This window comes from Lysobacter rhizosphaerae, assembly GCF_054779795.1.
The window spans coordinates 403,603-418,616 of sequence record NZ_BAAGXO010000003.1 but is presented as its reverse complement, the minus strand read 5'-3'; the positions used below and the strand labels follow the sequence as shown (position 1 = coordinate 418,616).

Annotated in this window: 13 protein-coding genes; 3 read left to right on the top strand and 10 right to left on the bottom strand. The window is 66.8% G+C overall.

The window, feature by feature from the left end; translation table 11 throughout:
• Nucleotides 1-109 precede the first annotated feature (109 nt).
• The 7 genes from ACYVGE_RS06830 to ACYVGE_RS06800 form a co-directional block, all read right to left on the bottom strand.
• Nucleotides 110-1,411 (bottom strand): metal-dependent hydrolase family protein, encoded by a 1,302-nt coding sequence (locus tag ACYVGE_RS06830; RefSeq protein ID WP_460728305.1) that lies wholly within the window; start codon nt 1,409-1,411, stop codon nt 110-112.
• Nucleotides 1,408-1,896 (bottom strand): GNAT family N-acetyltransferase, encoded by a 489-nt coding sequence (locus tag ACYVGE_RS06825; RefSeq protein ID WP_460728303.1) that lies wholly within the window; start codon nt 1,894-1,896, stop codon nt 1,408-1,410. Before ACYVGE_RS06825 ends, ACYVGE_RS06830 begins: the two co-directional genes overlap by 4 nt.
• Nucleotides 1,896-4,466: a sensor domain-containing protein gene (locus ACYVGE_RS06820; protein ID WP_460728301.1), complete on the bottom strand. Its 2,571-nt coding sequence runs from the start codon at nt 4,464-4,466 to the stop codon at nt 1,896-1,898. The genes ACYVGE_RS06825 and ACYVGE_RS06820 overlap by 1 nt, the downstream gene beginning before the upstream one ends.
• Nucleotides 4,463-5,356, bottom strand: coding sequence for a hydroxymethylglutaryl-CoA lyase (locus ACYVGE_RS06815; protein ID WP_460728440.1), 894 nt, complete (start codon nt 5,354-5,356; stop codon nt 4,463-4,465). The genes ACYVGE_RS06820 and ACYVGE_RS06815 overlap by 4 nt, the downstream gene beginning before the upstream one ends.
• 8 nt (nt 5,357-5,364) lie before the next feature.
• On the bottom strand, nt 5,365-7,425 hold the full coding sequence (locus ACYVGE_RS06810) for an acetyl/propionyl/methylcrotonyl-CoA carboxylase subunit alpha (protein ID WP_460728299.1): 2,061 nt from the start codon (nt 7,423-7,425) through the stop codon (nt 5,365-5,367).
• A complete protein-coding gene (locus tag ACYVGE_RS06805; protein WP_460728297.1) occupies nt 7,425-8,210 on the bottom strand; it encodes an enoyl-CoA hydratase-related protein in 786 nt (261 codons plus the stop codon). Before ACYVGE_RS06805 ends, ACYVGE_RS06810 begins: the two co-directional genes overlap by 1 nt.
• 218 nt (nt 8,211-8,428) lie before the next feature.
• A complete protein-coding gene (locus tag ACYVGE_RS06800; RefSeq protein WP_460728295.1) occupies nt 8,429-8,911 on the bottom strand; it encodes a helix-turn-helix domain-containing protein in 483 nt (160 codons plus the stop codon).
• 916 nt (nt 8,912-9,827) lie between these two features.
• Here ACYVGE_RS06800 and ACYVGE_RS06795 point away from each other — a divergent pair.
• The 3 genes from ACYVGE_RS06795 to ACYVGE_RS06785 are packed head-to-tail and all read left to right on the top strand — an operon-like array spanning nt 9,828 to nt 12,189.
• Entirely contained in the window at nt 9,828-10,088 is a 261-nt protein-coding gene (locus tag ACYVGE_RS06795) for a FeoA family protein (RefSeq protein WP_460728293.1), read from the top strand.
• Nucleotides 10,085-11,953, top strand: a complete 1,869-nt coding sequence (gene feoB, locus ACYVGE_RS06790) for a ferrous iron transporter B (RefSeq protein ID WP_460728291.1) — start codon at nt 10,085-10,087, stop codon at nt 11,951-11,953. The genes ACYVGE_RS06795 and feoB overlap by 4 nt, the downstream gene beginning before the upstream one ends.
• Nucleotides 11,953-12,189 carry a DUF6587 family protein gene (locus ACYVGE_RS06785; RefSeq protein WP_460728289.1) on the top strand — a complete coding sequence of 79 codons (237 nt, stop codon included), beginning with the start codon at nt 11,953-11,955 and terminating at the stop codon, nt 12,187-12,189. Before feoB ends, ACYVGE_RS06785 begins: the two co-directional genes overlap by 1 nt.
• A 54-nt stretch (nt 12,190-12,243) precedes the next feature.
• On the opposite strand, the gene ACYVGE_RS06780 is transcribed toward ACYVGE_RS06785, so the two are convergent.
• The 3 genes from ACYVGE_RS06780 to ACYVGE_RS06770 all read right to left on the bottom strand — a co-directional run bounded on the left by ACYVGE_RS06780 (nt 12,244) and on the right by ACYVGE_RS06770 (nt 14,926).
• The gene (locus ACYVGE_RS06780; protein ID WP_460728287.1) at nt 12,244-12,606 is read right to left on the bottom strand and encodes a hypothetical protein; all 363 of its coding nucleotides are present in this window, start codon (nt 12,604-12,606) and stop codon (nt 12,244-12,246) included.
• A complete protein-coding gene (locus ACYVGE_RS06775) occupies nt 12,603-13,106 on the bottom strand; it encodes a bactofilin family protein (RefSeq protein ID WP_460728285.1) in 504 nt (167 codons plus the stop codon). Before ACYVGE_RS06775 ends, ACYVGE_RS06780 begins: the two co-directional genes overlap by 4 nt.
• A 209-nt stretch (nt 13,107-13,315) precedes the next feature.
• Nucleotides 13,316-14,926, bottom strand: a complete 1,611-nt coding sequence (locus tag ACYVGE_RS06770) for a carboxyl transferase domain-containing protein (protein WP_460728283.1) — start codon at nt 14,924-14,926, stop codon at nt 13,316-13,318.
• Nucleotides 14,927-15,014: the final 88 nt, after the last annotated feature.

The window sequence follows — 15,014 nt, the reverse complement described above, 5'->3', positions numbered from 1 at the left end:
ATTTTACCGCGCTGCGAGGAGGCCCGCTGCCGAGTCCAGCCAACGCGCCGCCGTGCGCGGGCAGCGCGGATGTGGCTGCCGCGCCGCCTTGTCGAGCGGAGCCTGCTCCCTACGGGGCCGCAGGGCTGCGGTAGACCGCGCCGTCCTTCATCACGAACACGGGTTGGCGCAGGTCCTCGATCCGCACGCTCGGATCGCCCATGAACCCGGCGAGGTCGGCGCGCATTCCGGGCGCGATCCGCCCGATCCGGTCCTGCTGGCGCAGGATCCTGGCCGCCACGTTCGTGCAGGCATGCAGGGCCTGCGCGGGCGACATGCCCAGTCTCACCATCCATGCCGGCTCGCGCCAGTTGTCGCCGTGGCGGAATACGCCGACATCGCTGCCACAACCGATGGTGACGCCCGCGGCGAGCGCGGAGCGGAACGCCCGCTCGGCCTCCTGCATTTTCGGCGTCGAGGGCTGGCCGGGCTGGTAGTGGTTGAAGTATTGCTCGGTGGATTCCACGGCCGTCAGCGTGGGCATGTAGGCGACCCCGCGCTGGCGCATGAGGCGGAAGGTGTCGGCGGTGCCGCCGTAACCGTGCTCGATGGTGTCGACGCCGGCTTCGATCGCCATGCGCATGCCCTTGTCGCTGGCCGCGTGGGCGGCGACCGGGCGACCGGACAGGTGCGCAGTCTCGACGATGGCCTGCAACTCGTCGGGCTTGAACGTGGGTTGCGCGCTGCCATCCACGCCGATGCGGTAATCGGCATAGAGCTTGATCCAATCCGCGCCACGGCCGGCCTGTTCGCGCACGGCACGGGTGGCCTCGTCGCGGCCGCTCACTTCCTGGGCGCCGCCATGCAACTCCATGTCGGGACGGAAGCCGTGCGGGCCCGGTCCATAACTGCTGCTGGCGACGATCGCGCGCGTGGTGACGAACAGGCGTGGGCCGGGAATCAGGCCCTCGTCGATGGCGCGCTTGACCGCCACGTCGTCGTAGCCCGCGCCTTCGGTACCCAGGTCGCGCAGTGTGGTGAATCCGGCCAGCAGCGTATCGCGCGCGTGCAGCCCGGCCTTCAAGGTGCGATAGGCCTCGGGCTCCTTGAGCACCTGGTCGTCCCAGGGAGTCTCGTTGTAGGGATGCAGGAACAGATGTGAGTGCAGGTCGATCAGCCCGGGCGTCAGCGTCGCACCGGGCAGGTCGATGCGTTTCGCATCGGCGGGGACGTCCAGGCTGCCTTCGATGCCAGCGGCCACGATCATCCCGCCGCGCACCAGTACGGCCCAGCCGGGATGGGCGGCTTCGCCGTCGCCTGTCCAGACCTTGTCGGGCCGCAACAGGTACGTGGTCTCCGCCGCATCGACCCGCGACGGTGCGGAGATCGACGCGATCAGGATGCACAGTGCGACAAGCAGGCGCGGGGTCATAACTCGCGCAGGTAGAAGGTGTTGCAGCCGCCGTGCCCCGTCTGCCCGCGCGGCGCGCCGATGCGCTTGAAGCCGTGGCGCTCGTACAGGCGGATTGCATCGTTCATGCCGCTGAGCGTTTCCAGGTAGCAGTAGCGGAAGCCGAACGAACGGGCCGCATCGAGGCAACGCCGTAGCATCTCGCTGCCGATGCCGTGGCCACGGACCTGTTTGAGGAAGTACATCTTGCGCAGCTCACAGGTATCCGCGTCGCCACCCTCCAGCGGCGCCACGCCGCCACCGCCGACGATCTTGTCTTCAAGCTCGACCACGAAATAGGCGCTTCTCGGGACCGAGTAGGCGCGCTGCATCCAGTCGACCTCGGGATCGTTGATCGCGAAACCATCGCCGGTCGCGCCGAACTCCGGCATCACGGTGCGGATGATCGCGGCGACATTGGCGTCGTCGCGCGCCTCGATCGGACGGATCCGCCATGCCAGGGCCATCAGGTGCGTTCCTTGTTGGGTGGATAGCTGGCCTGCAATTCCTCCGGCGCGAGGCCGGCGGAGAACAGGAAGCCCTGTCCCACGGTGATGCCCAGGTTGAGGAGGAATGTGCGCTGGCGTTCGGTTTCGATGCCCTCGGCGACCAGGCTCAATCCGAGGCTGCGCGCGATGCCGGTGACGGCCTGGCAGACGGCGACATCGGACGTGCGATCCGGCACGCCCTGCACGAACAACTGGCTGAGCTTGAGGCCGTGGATGGGTAGCCTGCGCAGGTAGTTGAGGGCGCTGTAGCCCTCGCCGAAATCATCGATCGTCAGCACCACGCCCATGTCGCGCAGTGCGGTGAAGGTGTGCACGGTGTCCGGCGCATCCTCGATCAGCACCCGCTCGGTGAATTCCAGCTCCAGGGCGCTGCCGGGCAGGCCGGACTCGGCGAGCGCCGCGCGCACGTGTTCGGCCAGGTCCTCGCCGAGGAACTGGCGGTACGACACATTGACGGCGATGCGTTCCAGCGCCAGTCCGCGATCGCGCCAGCGCCGCATCTGCTTGCAGGATTCGCGCAGCACCCAGCCGCCGATGCCGACGATGTCGCCGGTGGTTTCCGCGTGGCTGATGAAGTGGTCGGGACGCATTTCGCCAAGCATGCGGTTGTTCCAGCGGATCAGCGCCTCGGCACCGACCACGTTGCCCGTATCGATCTCCACCAGCGGCTGGTACACCAGGTTGAATTCGTCGTTGATCACCGCGCGGCGCAGATGGGTTTCCAGTTGCAGGCGCTGCAACTGCTGCTCGGCCAGTTCGGCCGTGAACGTCTGCCAGTCGTTGCGGCCGCGACGCTTGCTGTCGTACATCGCGACGTCGGCGTTCTGGATCAGCTGCTGCGCACGCCGGCCGTCGATCGGCGCCTGCGCGATGCCGATGCTGGCGGTGATGCTGAATTCCTCGCCATCCATGCGGAAGCTCTCGGAGAAGGCTTCCAGGATCGAATCGGCGAGGCGTTCGGGGCGGGTGGGTTCGTCGCCGGTGGAGCAGATCACCAGGAACTCGTCGCCACCGAAGCGGGCGATGAGTCCCTCGCTGCCCACCGCGCGCTGGATGCGGCGCGATGCCGCCGACAGCAGGCGGTCGCCCGCCGCGTGCCCGAGCACGTCGTTGACGATCTTGAAGCGGTCCAGGTCGATGTACAGCACCGCGGCGCGGGACAGGGTCGGATCGGACAGACGTGTCTCGAGTTCCTCCAGGACGGCGTCGCGGTTGAGCAACCCGGTGAGCGGGTCGGTGCGCGCCTGCACGCGCAGCGTTTCCTCGGCCTGCTTGCGTTCCGTGATGTCCTGCAGCGTGCCGGTGATGTGCGCGCTGAGCGGGCTGCCGGTCTCGGCTTCGCCGATGACGCGGATCCAGAACAGGTGGCCGTTCGCCTGCCAGCCCTGCAGGTCCAGGTTCAGGCTGCGGCCATGCGCGATCGCGTGGTCGAGCGCGGTGCGCATGCGCCTGCGATCCGGTTCGCGCAGGCATGCGAGCAGGTCGTCCATGGTCGCCAGCAGCGGATGCTGGCCCAGGATGCGTTGCGCTTCCTCGGTGAGGTACAGGGAGTTGCGCCCCGTGTCCCATTCCCAGCCGCCGATATGCGCCAGTGCCTGGGCATGATCGAACAGCGTGCTGTCGCGCTTGAGCGCCGTCACGTCGGAAAAGAGCGACAGCACGGTCTCCGGGCGTTGCTCGCCCGCGGCGAACTGCGGCACGCAGGTCACCGACAACCATTTCAGCTGCCGCACGCGCTTGTTGTAGAAGCCGAGTACCGTGCTCTCCACGATCTTGCCGGTGCGAAGCGCGTACACCGAGGGCTGTTCGTCTTCCGAGACCAGGCGGCCGTGTTCGTCGAAGGTCTGCCAGTTGTCGGCGCGCAGGTCGTCTTCCAGCATGTCGCCGTCGGCGAGTTCGAGGATGCGCATCGCCGCCGGATTGACGTGGATGATGCTGCCCTGCGCGTCGCGGACGATGATGCCCTTGTCGATGGTCTCCATCAGTTCGCGGTAGCGCAGTTCCGCGGCGTGGCGACTGGACAGGTCGCGGGCGACCGCGACGATGCGGGTCTTGCCATCGTCGATGAAGCCGGCCGAATGCACCTCCACCGGAAAGCGCGTGCCGTCGGCGCGCATGTTGGTGACTTCGATGACGAAGGTCTCGCCGCGGTTCAGCGTTTCCCAGACCGGCCGCATGTGGTCCCGCGGCAGGTCGGGATTGAGGAATTCGATCGGCTTGCCAATGATCTCGTCGCGCGAGCGCTGGTAGGCCGTCATGCCGGCCTTGTTGACATCCAGCACGGTGCCGTCCCAGTCGATGATGCTGACCGGATCGGGGACGGCGTCGAAGACGGCGCGGTAGCGGTTGCGCTCGATGTCGGCGGCAAGGTCGGCGTCGCGCAGCGCGTCGCGGGCCTGTTCCAGCAGCGGAAGCAGGTGTTTGGGAAGCGAGGGATCGTTGCAAGCCTGTTCGAGCGCGGCGAGCGTCGTGGCGGCATCGGCATCCGATGTCGTTTCGACGGCTCGCAGCGGCCCCTTGCTGGTCATTTCGATCCGAGTGCCTTCCCTGCCTTGCTGCCGGTTTCGCGACCCAGGAGGGCGGCGAGCCAGCGTCCGGTTTCGGCCAGGGCGTCGAGATCGATACCGGTCCCGATGCCAAGTCCGTGCAGCATATACACAACATCCTCGCTTGCGACATTTCCGCTGGCGCCCTTCGCATAGGGGCAGCCACCGGCGCCGGATACCGCGGCGTCGATCACCGCGACGCCCTCCTCGAGGCAGGCGAGGATGTTGGACAGGGCCTGTCCGTAGGTGTCGTGGAAGTGGATGGCGAGAGCGGAGATCGGCACTTCGCCTGCCACGGCCCGCAGCATCGCGCGCGCCTTGGCCGGCGTGCCGACGCCGATGGTGTCGCCCAGCGAGACCTCGTAGCAGCCCATCCCATGCAGCGCCCGGGCGACGCGGACAACGTCGGCGACGGGGACTTCGCCCTGGTAGGGGCAACCCAGCACGGTCGAGACGTAGCCGCGGACCTTCACCCCGTCGGCCTTCGCGCGCTCCATCACCGGCGCGAAGCGGGCGAGGGATTCGTCGATGCCGGCGTTGATGTTCCTGCGGTTGAATTCTTCGGAAGCAGCGGTGAATACGGCGATTTCGCTGACGCCCACCGAGCGCGCGCGTTCGTAGCCCTGTTCGTTCGGGACCAGCACCGGATAGCTGATTCCGGGTTGCCGGGTGATGCCCGCATACACCTCGGCGGCGTCGGCAAGCTGCGGCACCCATTTCGGGCTGACGAAGCTGGTCGCCTCGATGCTGCGAAGTCCCGTCGCGGAGAGGCGGTCGATCAGCGCGATCTTGTCCGCCGTTGCGATGATGGTCTTTTCGTTCTGCAGGCCGTCGCGTGGACCGACTTCAACGATGCGGACTTGTGGGGGCATGGTCATGGTCAGGGCTCCAACGCCACCAGCACGGCATCGGCCTCGACGAAGTCGCCACCGGCCGCCCGCACGTCCGCAATGGTTCCGGCGCGCGGCGCCTTCAGGCTGAGCTCCATCTTCATCGCTTCGATCACCATGACCTCCTGGCCGGCTTCGACCTTGTCGCCGACGCTCGCGCGCACCACCACCACGCGGCCCGGCATCGGTGCGGTGACGCGGTCCGCGCCGCCGCTGGCCGAGGCCTGTTCATGACGATACATGGGCACCGGTTCCAGTCCCAGCCGCTGCGCGCCGTCGTGCATGACCAGGCGCTTGCTGCGTCCCTGCAACGTGGCGTCCAGCACCGTGAAGCGGCGCGCGCGACCGTCGATGCGCAGGCTCAACACATCGCCCTCCAGGCGTGCCCCGGATAGCTGGTGCGCGTCCTGCGGGCTTTCGATGCCTTCGACGCCGTACTCACCGTTGCTGCCATGGGTGCGTAGTTCGATCCGCCGCCCGCGGTGCAGGAAGGCCAGGCTGCGATGGCCGCCGTGGCCCAGGCGCCAGCCGTCGGCGATCGCCCAGGGCGAAGTCGGGTCGTTCGATGCGCTGGCGTCGTCGCGGGTCTGGCGCTCCTGTGCCAGCAGCTGCGATGCGGTGGCGGCGAGCAGCAGGTCGGCGAGCAGCGGGTCAGCGCGCAGCAGGTTGGAATCCGGCGCCGCATCGTCCTGCGGCTGCGGTACGAACTCGTCGAGGTGACGGTCGAGATAGCCGGTATCGATCGTGCCTTCGACGACAGCGGGATGGCGGGCGAGGCGTTCGAGGAATTCGATGTTCGACTTGGGGCCGGCGATGTCGCACCGTGCGAGCGCATCGCGCAGGCGGGCGAGGGCGCGCGGGCGGTCGCGGTCCCACACGATCAGCTTGGCGATCATGGGGTCGTAGAAGATCGTCACGGTGTCGCCTTCGACCACGCCCGAATCGATGCGCACATGCGCATCCGCGGACGGCAGGCGCAGGCGCTCGAGTGTGCCGGAGCCGGGGAGGAAGCCGGCTTCCGGATCTTCGGCATACAGGCGCACTTCGATGGCGTGACCGTCCTGGCGGATCTCATCCTGTTGCAGCGGCAGGGCTTCACCCGCGGCGACACGCAACTGCCATTCGACGAGATCGAGGCCGGTCACCCATTCGGTGACGGGATGCTCCACCTGCAGGCGGGTATTGATCTCCATGAAATAGAAGCCGCCGTCCTGGCCCACGATGAATTCCACGGTGCCGGCATTGACGTAATCGATGGCCTGCGCGGCCATCACCGCGGCATGGCCCATGGCGGAACGCAGCTCCTGGGTGAGGAAGGAGGAGGGCGATTCCTCCAGCACCTTCTGGTAGCGGCGCTGCGCCGAGCACTCGCGCTCGTTGAGGTGCAGGGTGTGGCCATGCGCATCGGCGAACACCTGGATTTCGATATGGCGCGGCTTCTCGACGTAGCGCTCCAGCAGCACGCGATCGCGGCCGAACGCGTTGCGCGCTTCGCGCTGGCAGCTTTCGAGGTGAGCGGCGAACTCGCCACTGGCGCGCACGATGCGCATGCCCTTGCCGCCGCCGCCGTGCGCGGCCTTGATCATCAGCGGGTAGCCGATGGCATCGGCCTCGCGCTGCAGCGTGTCCGGTGCCTGGTCCTCGCCGGTGTAGCCGGGCACGACCGGTACCCCGGCCGCCCGCATCAGGTCCTTGGCGCCCGCCTTGCTGCCCATCTTGCGCATCGACGCCGCCTTCGGGCCGATGAAGGCAATGCCTGCGGCTTCCACGGCGTCGGCGAAGTCGGCGTTCTCGCTGAGGAAGCCGTAACCGGGATGGATCGCCTGCGCGCCGCTTTGCCTGGCGACTTCGATGATGGCGTCGGCACGCAGATACGAATCCTGCGGGCGGGGGCCGCCGATCCAGTAAGCCTCATCGGCCTGGCGCACGTGCTGCGCGTCGGCGTCGGCGTCCGAGTACACGGCGACGGTGCGGATGCCGAGGCGGCGGGCGGTGCGGATGACGCGGCAGGCGATTTCGCCGCGGTTGGCGATCAGGATCTTGGAGAACATCAGGATTGGATCCAGGCGGGTTTGCGCTTGTCGAGGAAGGCCGTCAAACCCTCCTGTCCTTCGGGCGACACGCGCAACCGTGCGATCAGGGTCGCGTTGTCGGCGTCGAGCTGGTCCCGGTTGGTTTCATGGGCGACGCGGCGGACCAGACGCTTGGCCGACGCCGCTGCGACCGGGCCGGCCTTGAGCAGGAAGTCGACCTGGCGTTGTACCGCCGCGTCCAGCGAGGCGGCATCGACCACGTCGTGGAGCAGGCCGATGCGCCTGGCTTCGGCGGCATCGAACATTTCAGCGGTGGCGAACCAGCGACGGGCCTGGCGGGCGCCGATCGCCTCGATCACGTAGGGAGAGATGACCGCCGGGAGGAGGCCGAGCTTGCTTTCGGTCAGGCCGAACCTGGCTTCCGGCGTCCCGATGGCGATGTCGCAGCAGGCCACCAGTCCAACGCCGCCGCCAAAGGCCGCGCCGTGGACACGGGCGATGGTCGGCTTGGGCAATTCGTCCAGCGTGCGCATCAAGCGGGCGAGGGCGAGGGCATCGTCGCGGTTGGCTTCCTCGCTGGCGGCGGCCATGCCGCGCATCCAGTTGAGGTCGGCGCCGGCGGAGAAGGAAGCCCCTTCGCCTTCAAGGACGACGACGCGGACGAGGTCATCGCGACTCGCGGCTTCCAATGCGCCGGTCAGCGCCGCGATCAGCATCGCGTCGAAGGCGTTATGCAGGTCCGGACGGTTCATGCGGAGGCGGCAGACGGGGCCTTCGCGCAGGCTCAGCAGGGGATGGCTCATGGGCGGTCCGTGTCGTGAAGCCTGAATAATAGCGAGCGCCGCGCTTTCGCTGGTGCCCGGCACCTGGATTGACTGGCGCCACACCGCAGCGGTTTGCAAAGTGACCGCATGGCGGGCCGGTTCGACACCTGAAATGCAAAACGGCCGCGAGCGGCGGCCGTCCTTCAAGCAGCGGTCAAAAGCCGGTCAGCTTCACCCTGACCGCTGCCTGCTCGATGTCATTCGGTACCCGGGCCGTGCATCCCCCTTTCGATCGCCAATGCACCGTCTTCCGCGATCTTCCGCACTTCGGCCATGGGCAGGCCCCTTGTGAGGCCTTCGTACAGCAGCTTCTGCAACTTGGCGAACAGCGCCGACGGTACCCACTCGAGGTCCACGTTCCGCGCCCTGATCGCTTTGTTCGCGAAATCGTAGGCGATGGTGAGGGCGTCCTCGCTCAAATCCTGCGCATACCCGCCAGTTGACTCAGCCACCCGACCACCGGTTTTTTCCGGGCCTTCGCCGGTCAGCAGCCAATCGAGACTCCAGCCCTTGTCGTGGACGGCCAGAAGCGTGCGGGCGTCGGGCTCCCGCTCGCCGCGCTCGTAATTCTGGTAGGTCCGCAGCGGCACACCCAGCGCCTCCGCGTGCTCCTTCTGGGACGCCGCCGCGCGAATGTGCGCAAGCCGGGTACCTAACCCTCGCAGATCGGGCTGTCGCACTTAAGCCCCCGAAAGCGCGACAGGAGAAGCGACGAGCTCTGCCCGCGTCGCACTCTCAGTAATTGATTGATTTTGCGAACAGAAACGGCGCGAGGCACGTTTGGGCTCGCTGCTCGAAATATTGCCGCTCAAACGTGCTTGACACACTGCACGTTCGTACCTATTATTGCGTCCCATGCCAACCACCTGTTCGGGTCCCCTGATGACAGTTCCGGCGATGCCAAAAAAGCCAGCCCCGAAGGACTGGCACTGGGCTGGCGTACTGACGGCCCTGGCCAGAGCGCGGCCTGGGGCTGCGACAGGTCGCCATCGCCGAGGGCTGCGCCAATGAAGGCAGCACCCTCGTGGTGTCGCACGCAAGGCCAGCCTCCGTAAGTAATCCTCGCCGGCTTACGCCGAAGTGGATCTCGCAGGTAGGTGGCCGAGCCGTTACGACGACTCCGGCAAATCAAATCGCACAATCGGCCGCACACCCAGGTGCGGTCAACCACCGGTGAAGGCTATCACCCGCTGGTACGTGCGCGGACATAAGTCTGCGACGTCGCGGCGGCTGTCTGAAAGGGCGGTGTGTGAATACCGCCTGCGCGAGCTGTGAGGAGGTCGCCTGATGGCCGCGAGACAGGGGCGCTGCCACAGGCGACCTCTTTGCAGGACTGCGCCATCCTGAAACCAGCAAAGCGATCCTCGACAGCTACACGTCCAAGACCCGCGAGGAGTGCGACCTCCCGTTGTGGAAGGTGCCGGTCGTTGAAGCGGCCCACCTAGCAATCATCTGCTACGTCTTGTGCCCCTCCCAAGGACGGTTTGTAAACGTTCGCCTTACACAGCCGGCCCCGGGGCCTCTACCGCTGGCTGCACGCCCTGTTAGAATGAGAACAATTCCCATTTGTGGCCGACCGGCCTCCGGGCGAACGACTTGAAGCTGTCTGAACTACCACGCCGCATCGCCGCCACGGTGGAGCGGGTCGAAGACCAGATGCCCAACGACGCCATCGCGCGTCGCCTGCGCGAACTGGGATTCGTGAGCGGCGAGCGCGTTGAAGTCATGGCCGCAGGTCCAATCGCCGCCGAGCCCTTGCTGGTGCAGATCGGTTTCACCCGTTTCGCCCTGCGTCGCAGCGAGGCCGCGCGCATTCGCGTGGTGATGTTGCAAGGTGCGAGCGGGGTGACCGCGTGAGCAACGCCGCAGCCATCCGCCTCGCGCTCGTCGGCAACCCGAACTGCGGCAAGACCGCGCTGTTCAACCTGTTGACCGGCAGCCGACAGAAGGTTGCGAACTACGCTGGCGTGACCGTCGAGCGCAAAGAGGGCCGTTTCCACGCACCCTCCGGCCGTCACTACGCGCTGCTCGACCTGCCCGGTGCCTACAGCCTGCAGGCGGCGAGCCTGGATGAAGCGATCACGCGCGACCTGTGTCGCGGGTTCTATCCGGGCGAGCCCGCGCCGGACGTGATCGTGTGCGTGGTGGATGCCACCAACCTGCGCCTGCACCTGCGGTTTGCGCTGGAAGTGCGCGCACTGGGCAAGCCGATGGTGCTCGCGGTCAACATGATGGATGCGGCGCGTCGTCGTGGCATCGACGTCGACCTGGCGGCACTTGAACGCGAAATCGGCGTCCCGGTCGTACCGACGGTTGCCGTGCGCCGCGACGGTGCCCGCGAACTCGTGGCGAAGCTCGATGCCATCGCCGGCTCGTTGCACGAGCCGCGTACGCAGTTGGGCGCCGCCGCCGCGCATGATCCGGATGCCTTGCACGCGGAGACCCGGCGCCTGCTCTCGCTCGCGGTGACCATGCCGCGTCGCACCGCTGAAATCGACGACGCACTCGATCGCTGGCTGTTGCATCCGGTCGTCGGGCTGCTGTCGCTGGCCGTGGTGATGTTCCTGATCTTCCAGGCGGTGTATGCGTGGGCGACGCCGCTCATGGACCTGATCGACGCCGGTACCGCCGGATTGGGTAACTGGGCCGGTGCGGTCCTGCCAGCCGGGCCACTCAACAGCCTGGTCGTCAAAGGCATCATCGCCGGCGTCGGCGGCGTGATCGTGTTCCTGCCACAGATCCTGATCCTGTTTGCCTTCATCCTCGCACTGGAGGAGTCCGGCTATCTGCCGCGTGCCGCCTTCCTGCTGGACAAGCTGATGGCATCGGCGGGGCTTTCCGGCCGGTCGTTCATCCCGCTGTTGTCGAGTTTTGCCTGCGCGATCCCCGGGATCATGGCCACCCGCTCGATCCAGGATCCGCGTGACCGGCTCGCCACGATAATTGTTGCGCCGTTGATGACCTGTTCGGCGCGCCTGCCGGTATATACGCTGCTGATCAGTGCCTTCATCCCGCAGCAGAAGGTGGGCCTGTTCAACCTGCAGGGACTGGTGCTGTTCGCGCTGTATGCGGTGGGCATCCTCAGCGCCTTGCTGGTGGCATGGGTGATGAAGCGGTGGCGCCGCGACAAGAGCGAACACGCGCTTCTGCTGGAGCTCCCCTCGTATCGCCTGCCGCATCCGCGCGACCTGGCGCTGGGCCTGTCGGAGCGCGCGGCGATCTTCCTCAAGCGCGTGGGCGGCATCATCCTCGCCCTGACCATCCTGTTGTGGGTCCTGCTCACGTTCCCCGGTGCGCCTGCAGGCCATGCGGGACCTGCAATCGACTACAGCTTCGCCGGCCGCATCGGTCATGCGATGACCGCGTTTTTCGCGCCGATCGGCTTCAACTGGCAGATCTGCATCGCGCTGATCCCGGGACTGGCGGCGCGCGAAGTGGCCGTTTCATCGCTGGCCACGGTCTATGCACTGTCGGCTACCGATGATGCCGCCGCCGCGCAGGCGCTGTCGCCGCTGATCGCGCATGGCTGGTCGCTGGCGACCGCACTGTCGCTGCTGGTCTGGTACATCTATGCGCCGCAGTGCATTTCGACGCTGGCGACGATCAAGCGCGAGACGCAGTCGTGGAAGCAGGTCGGCATCAGTGCCGGTTACCTGTTCGGCATGGCCTACCTGGCGTCGCTGATCACGTACCAGGTGGCCGTGGCGTTGGGGGCGGGATGATGGGCGCCGGCCTGCTCGCGCAGTACGCCGTGATCGCCATTGCAGTGCTGCTCAGCATCGCCTTCGTTGCGCGGAAGCAATTTCCCGCGGGCGTGCGTCGCCTGCGCATCCTCTGTGCCGTGCCGCTGTTGCGCGAAGGCCGGTCGCAGTGGCTGCAGCGCGTGGGTCGCTGGCTTGCGCCTGCGCCGAAAGCCACCGCAAATGGATGCGGTGGCTGCAACAACTGCGATCCGTAACCAGACGCAGTCCGTCGTTCCCCGGCAACGGGCGGGCATTGATTGCCCGCCGTATCAGTGCCTGCGTCGCGCCCTGGAGCCGGTGGCTTCGGTCATCTCCACCGCAAGCGTGAAGGTCCGTTGCTCGTCCGTGAAGAGCGCGCCCACACCGATCACCTGCCGCGTTACTTCCTCGCCACGCTCGTTCTTGATCGACAGCACCATCGAATACTCCCAGGCGGCATCGCCCGGCGGTGGTGAAATCGTGCCCTCCACGTTCAGGGGCGAGATTGTCGTTCTCGTCCCTGCGATCGCGGCCTCATCGAAGCGCAGGTGGTGCCGGCACGACGGGCAGACACTGGCGCTTTCCAGGATCGTGGTTTTGCAGTGCGGGCAAGTGCGGGTCGCCCCGGGCGTGCCCGCGCGCGGCGTACTCATGCCTCGGGCTTGGCCGAGCTCTTGTCGCTGCTGCCGAACTCGACCTGGCCCTTCATGCGCGAACCAGCCGCCACGGTAACGGTCTCGGCCTTGATGTCGCCGACCATCACGCCGCTGGTGAGCAGTTCGACGCGCTGCGCCGATTCGATGTTGCCTTCGAGCTCGCCGGCGATCGTCACCTTGCGCGCGCGAACGCCGCCATTGAGCTTCGCGCCGAGTTCGATCGTGAGATCGCCCTGTACATGCACGTCGCCCTTGAAGCGTCCCGCAATGCGGATGTGGCCGGCGCCTTCGATCTTGCCTTCGATGGTGAGGTCGGAGGCGATCAGCGATTCCTTGCCTTCGCTGCGTTCGACGGGGACGGCACGCGCCACGGAGGCAACCGGGCTGAATTCGTTCGGATCCGGCTCACGCTTGAGCGCGGTTTCGATGGGCTTGGAGGCTTCCACCGGGGCGGGAATGTCGCGCTTGGACGCGGATTGCTGGTTGAAAATCGCCATTGAATATGGGTTCCGCTGTTGGGGGCAGGAGGGGTAGTTCGTTTTTCGAGACTACACGCGCCCCCATGGGCCACGTTGTGACACGTCGCAACAAAGCGCGACGTCCGCGGCTGCGCGCAACGCAAGGTTCAGTTAGGTCATGATGATTAACGACACCAGCGCATCGACTTTGCGCGACGCGCAAAACCGCGCACCCGAAGCAGGCATGCCTACATGCGGAAGACGCCAAACCGGGTGCGTTCTTCGATGGGCGCGTTGAGGCTTGCCGAAATCGCCAGCCCGAGCACCCGGCGCGTGTCGGCGGGATCGATGATGCCGTCATCCCAGAGGCGAGCCGTCGCGTAGTAGGGATTGCCCTGCGACTCGTATTGATCGCGAATGGGCGCCTTGAAGATTTCCTCTTCTTCGGGCGTCCACACCTTGCCGGCGGCTTCGATGCCGTCGCGCTTAACGGTCGCGAGCACCGATGCCGCCTGCTCGCCCCCCATCACGCTGATGCGGGCATTCGGCCACATCCACAGGAAGCGCGCGCCATAGGCCCGGCCGCACATCGCATAGTTGCCGGCGCCGAAGCTGCCGCCGATCACCACGGTGAACTTGGGCACGTGCGAGCACGCCACCGCCGTCACCATCTTGGCGCCGTCCTTCGCGATTCCGGCGTTCTCGTACTTGCGGCCGACCATGAAGCCGGTGATGTTCTGCAGGAACACCAGCGGGATGCCGCGCTGGTTGCACAGTTCGATGAAGTGCGCGCCCTTGAGCGCCGATTCCGCGAACAGGATGCCGTTGTTCGCGACGATGCCAACGGGGTAGCCGTGCAGGTGGGCGAATCCGGTTACCAGCGTCTTGCCGTAGCGCGCCTTGAATTCCTGGAATTCGCTGCCGTCGACCACGCGGGCAATGACCTCGCGGATGTCGAAGGGACGACGCGTGTCCCTGGGCACGATGCCGTACAGCTCCTCGGCGGCATACAGCGGCTCGCGCGCGGGCTGCACGGCAACGGGCAGGGCCTTCGAGCGGTTGAGCGTGCCGACAATATCGCGCGCGATCTGCAGCGCGTGGCGGTCGTCCTCGGCGAAATGATCGGCCACGCCCGATATCGAAGTGTGGACGTCGGCACCGCCCAGTGCCTCCGCGTCGACGACTTCACCCGTCGCGGCCTTCACCAGCGGCGGCCCGCCAAGGAAGATCGTGCCCTGTTCCTTCACGATGATCGATTCGTCGCACATCGCCGGCACGTAGGCGCCACCCGCGGTGCACGATCCCATGACCACGGCGATCTGCGGGATGTTCTCCGCGCTCAGCCGCGCCTGGTTGTAGAAGATCCGGCCGAAGTGCTCCCTGTCCGGGAAGACCTCGTCCTGCAGTGGCAGGAAGGCGCCGCCGGAGTCGACCAGGTACACGCAGGGCAGCCTGTTCTCCCGCGCTATTTCCTGTGCACGGAGGTGCTTCTTCACCGTCATCGGGAAGTAGGTGCCGCCCTTGACGGTTGCGTCGTTGGCGACGATCACCACTTCCTGTCCCATCACCCGGCCGATGCCGCAGACCATGCCGGCGCCGGGCGCAGCATCGTCGTACATGCCTTCGGCGGCCAGCGGGGCGATTTCGAGGAAGGGCGAGCCCGGGTCGAGCAGCGCAGCGATGCGATCGCGTGCGAGCAGTTTGCCGCGCTCGGTGTGCCGGGACCGCGCCTTCTCGCCGCCACCGCCGGACACCCGCGCCAGTCGGGCGTCGAGTTCCTCCACGAGGGCGCGGTGATACGCGGCGTTGTCCTGGAAGTCCTGCGAGCGGGGATCGAGCTGGGAGGTGAGCGCGGGCATCGTAGAAAGAAGGCGAAAGACGCGGAATCAAACCACAAGCAGGCGAGGGGAGTCACGCTCGGCCCATAAGCTCCGCGGGAAGGGCGGC

Excerpts from the sequence above, each read along its gene's own strand:
- ACYVGE_RS06820 (WP_460728301.1), bottom strand. The coding sequence starts at position 4,466 with ATGACCAGCAAGGGGCCGCTGCGAGCCGTCGAAACGACATCGGATGCC.
- ACYVGE_RS06805 (WP_460728297.1), bottom strand. The coding sequence starts at position 8,210 with ATGAGCCATCCCCTGCTGAGCCTGCGCGAAGGCCCCGTCTGCCGCCTC.
- ACYVGE_RS06775 (WP_460728285.1), bottom strand. The coding sequence starts at position 13,106 with ATGGCGATTTTCAACCAGCAATCCGCGTCCAAGCGCGACATTCCCGCC.
- ACYVGE_RS06770 (WP_460728283.1), bottom strand. The coding sequence starts at position 14,926 with ATGCCCGCGCTCACCTCCCAGCTCGATCCCCGCTCGCAGGACTTCCAG.
- ACYVGE_RS06830 (WP_460728305.1), bottom strand. The coding sequence starts at position 1,411 with ATGACCCCGCGCCTGCTTGTCGCACTGTGCATCCTGATCGCGTCGATC.
- ACYVGE_RS06825 (WP_460728303.1), bottom strand. The coding sequence starts at position 1,896 with ATGGCCCTGGCATGGCGGATCCGTCCGATCGAGGCGCGCGACGACGCC.
- ACYVGE_RS06810 (WP_460728299.1), bottom strand. The coding sequence starts at position 7,425 with ATGTTCTCCAAGATCCTGATCGCCAACCGCGGCGAAATCGCCTGCCGC.
- ACYVGE_RS06785 (WP_460728289.1), top strand. The coding sequence starts at position 11,953 with ATGGGCGCCGGCCTGCTCGCGCAGTACGCCGTGATCGCCATTGCAGTG.
- ACYVGE_RS06815 (WP_460728440.1), bottom strand. The coding sequence starts at position 5,356 with ATGCCCCCACAAGTCCGCATCGTTGAAGTCGGTCCACGCGACGGCCTG.
- ACYVGE_RS06780 (WP_460728287.1), bottom strand. The coding sequence starts at position 12,606 with ATGAGTACGCCGCGCGCGGGCACGCCCGGGGCGACCCGCACTTGCCCG.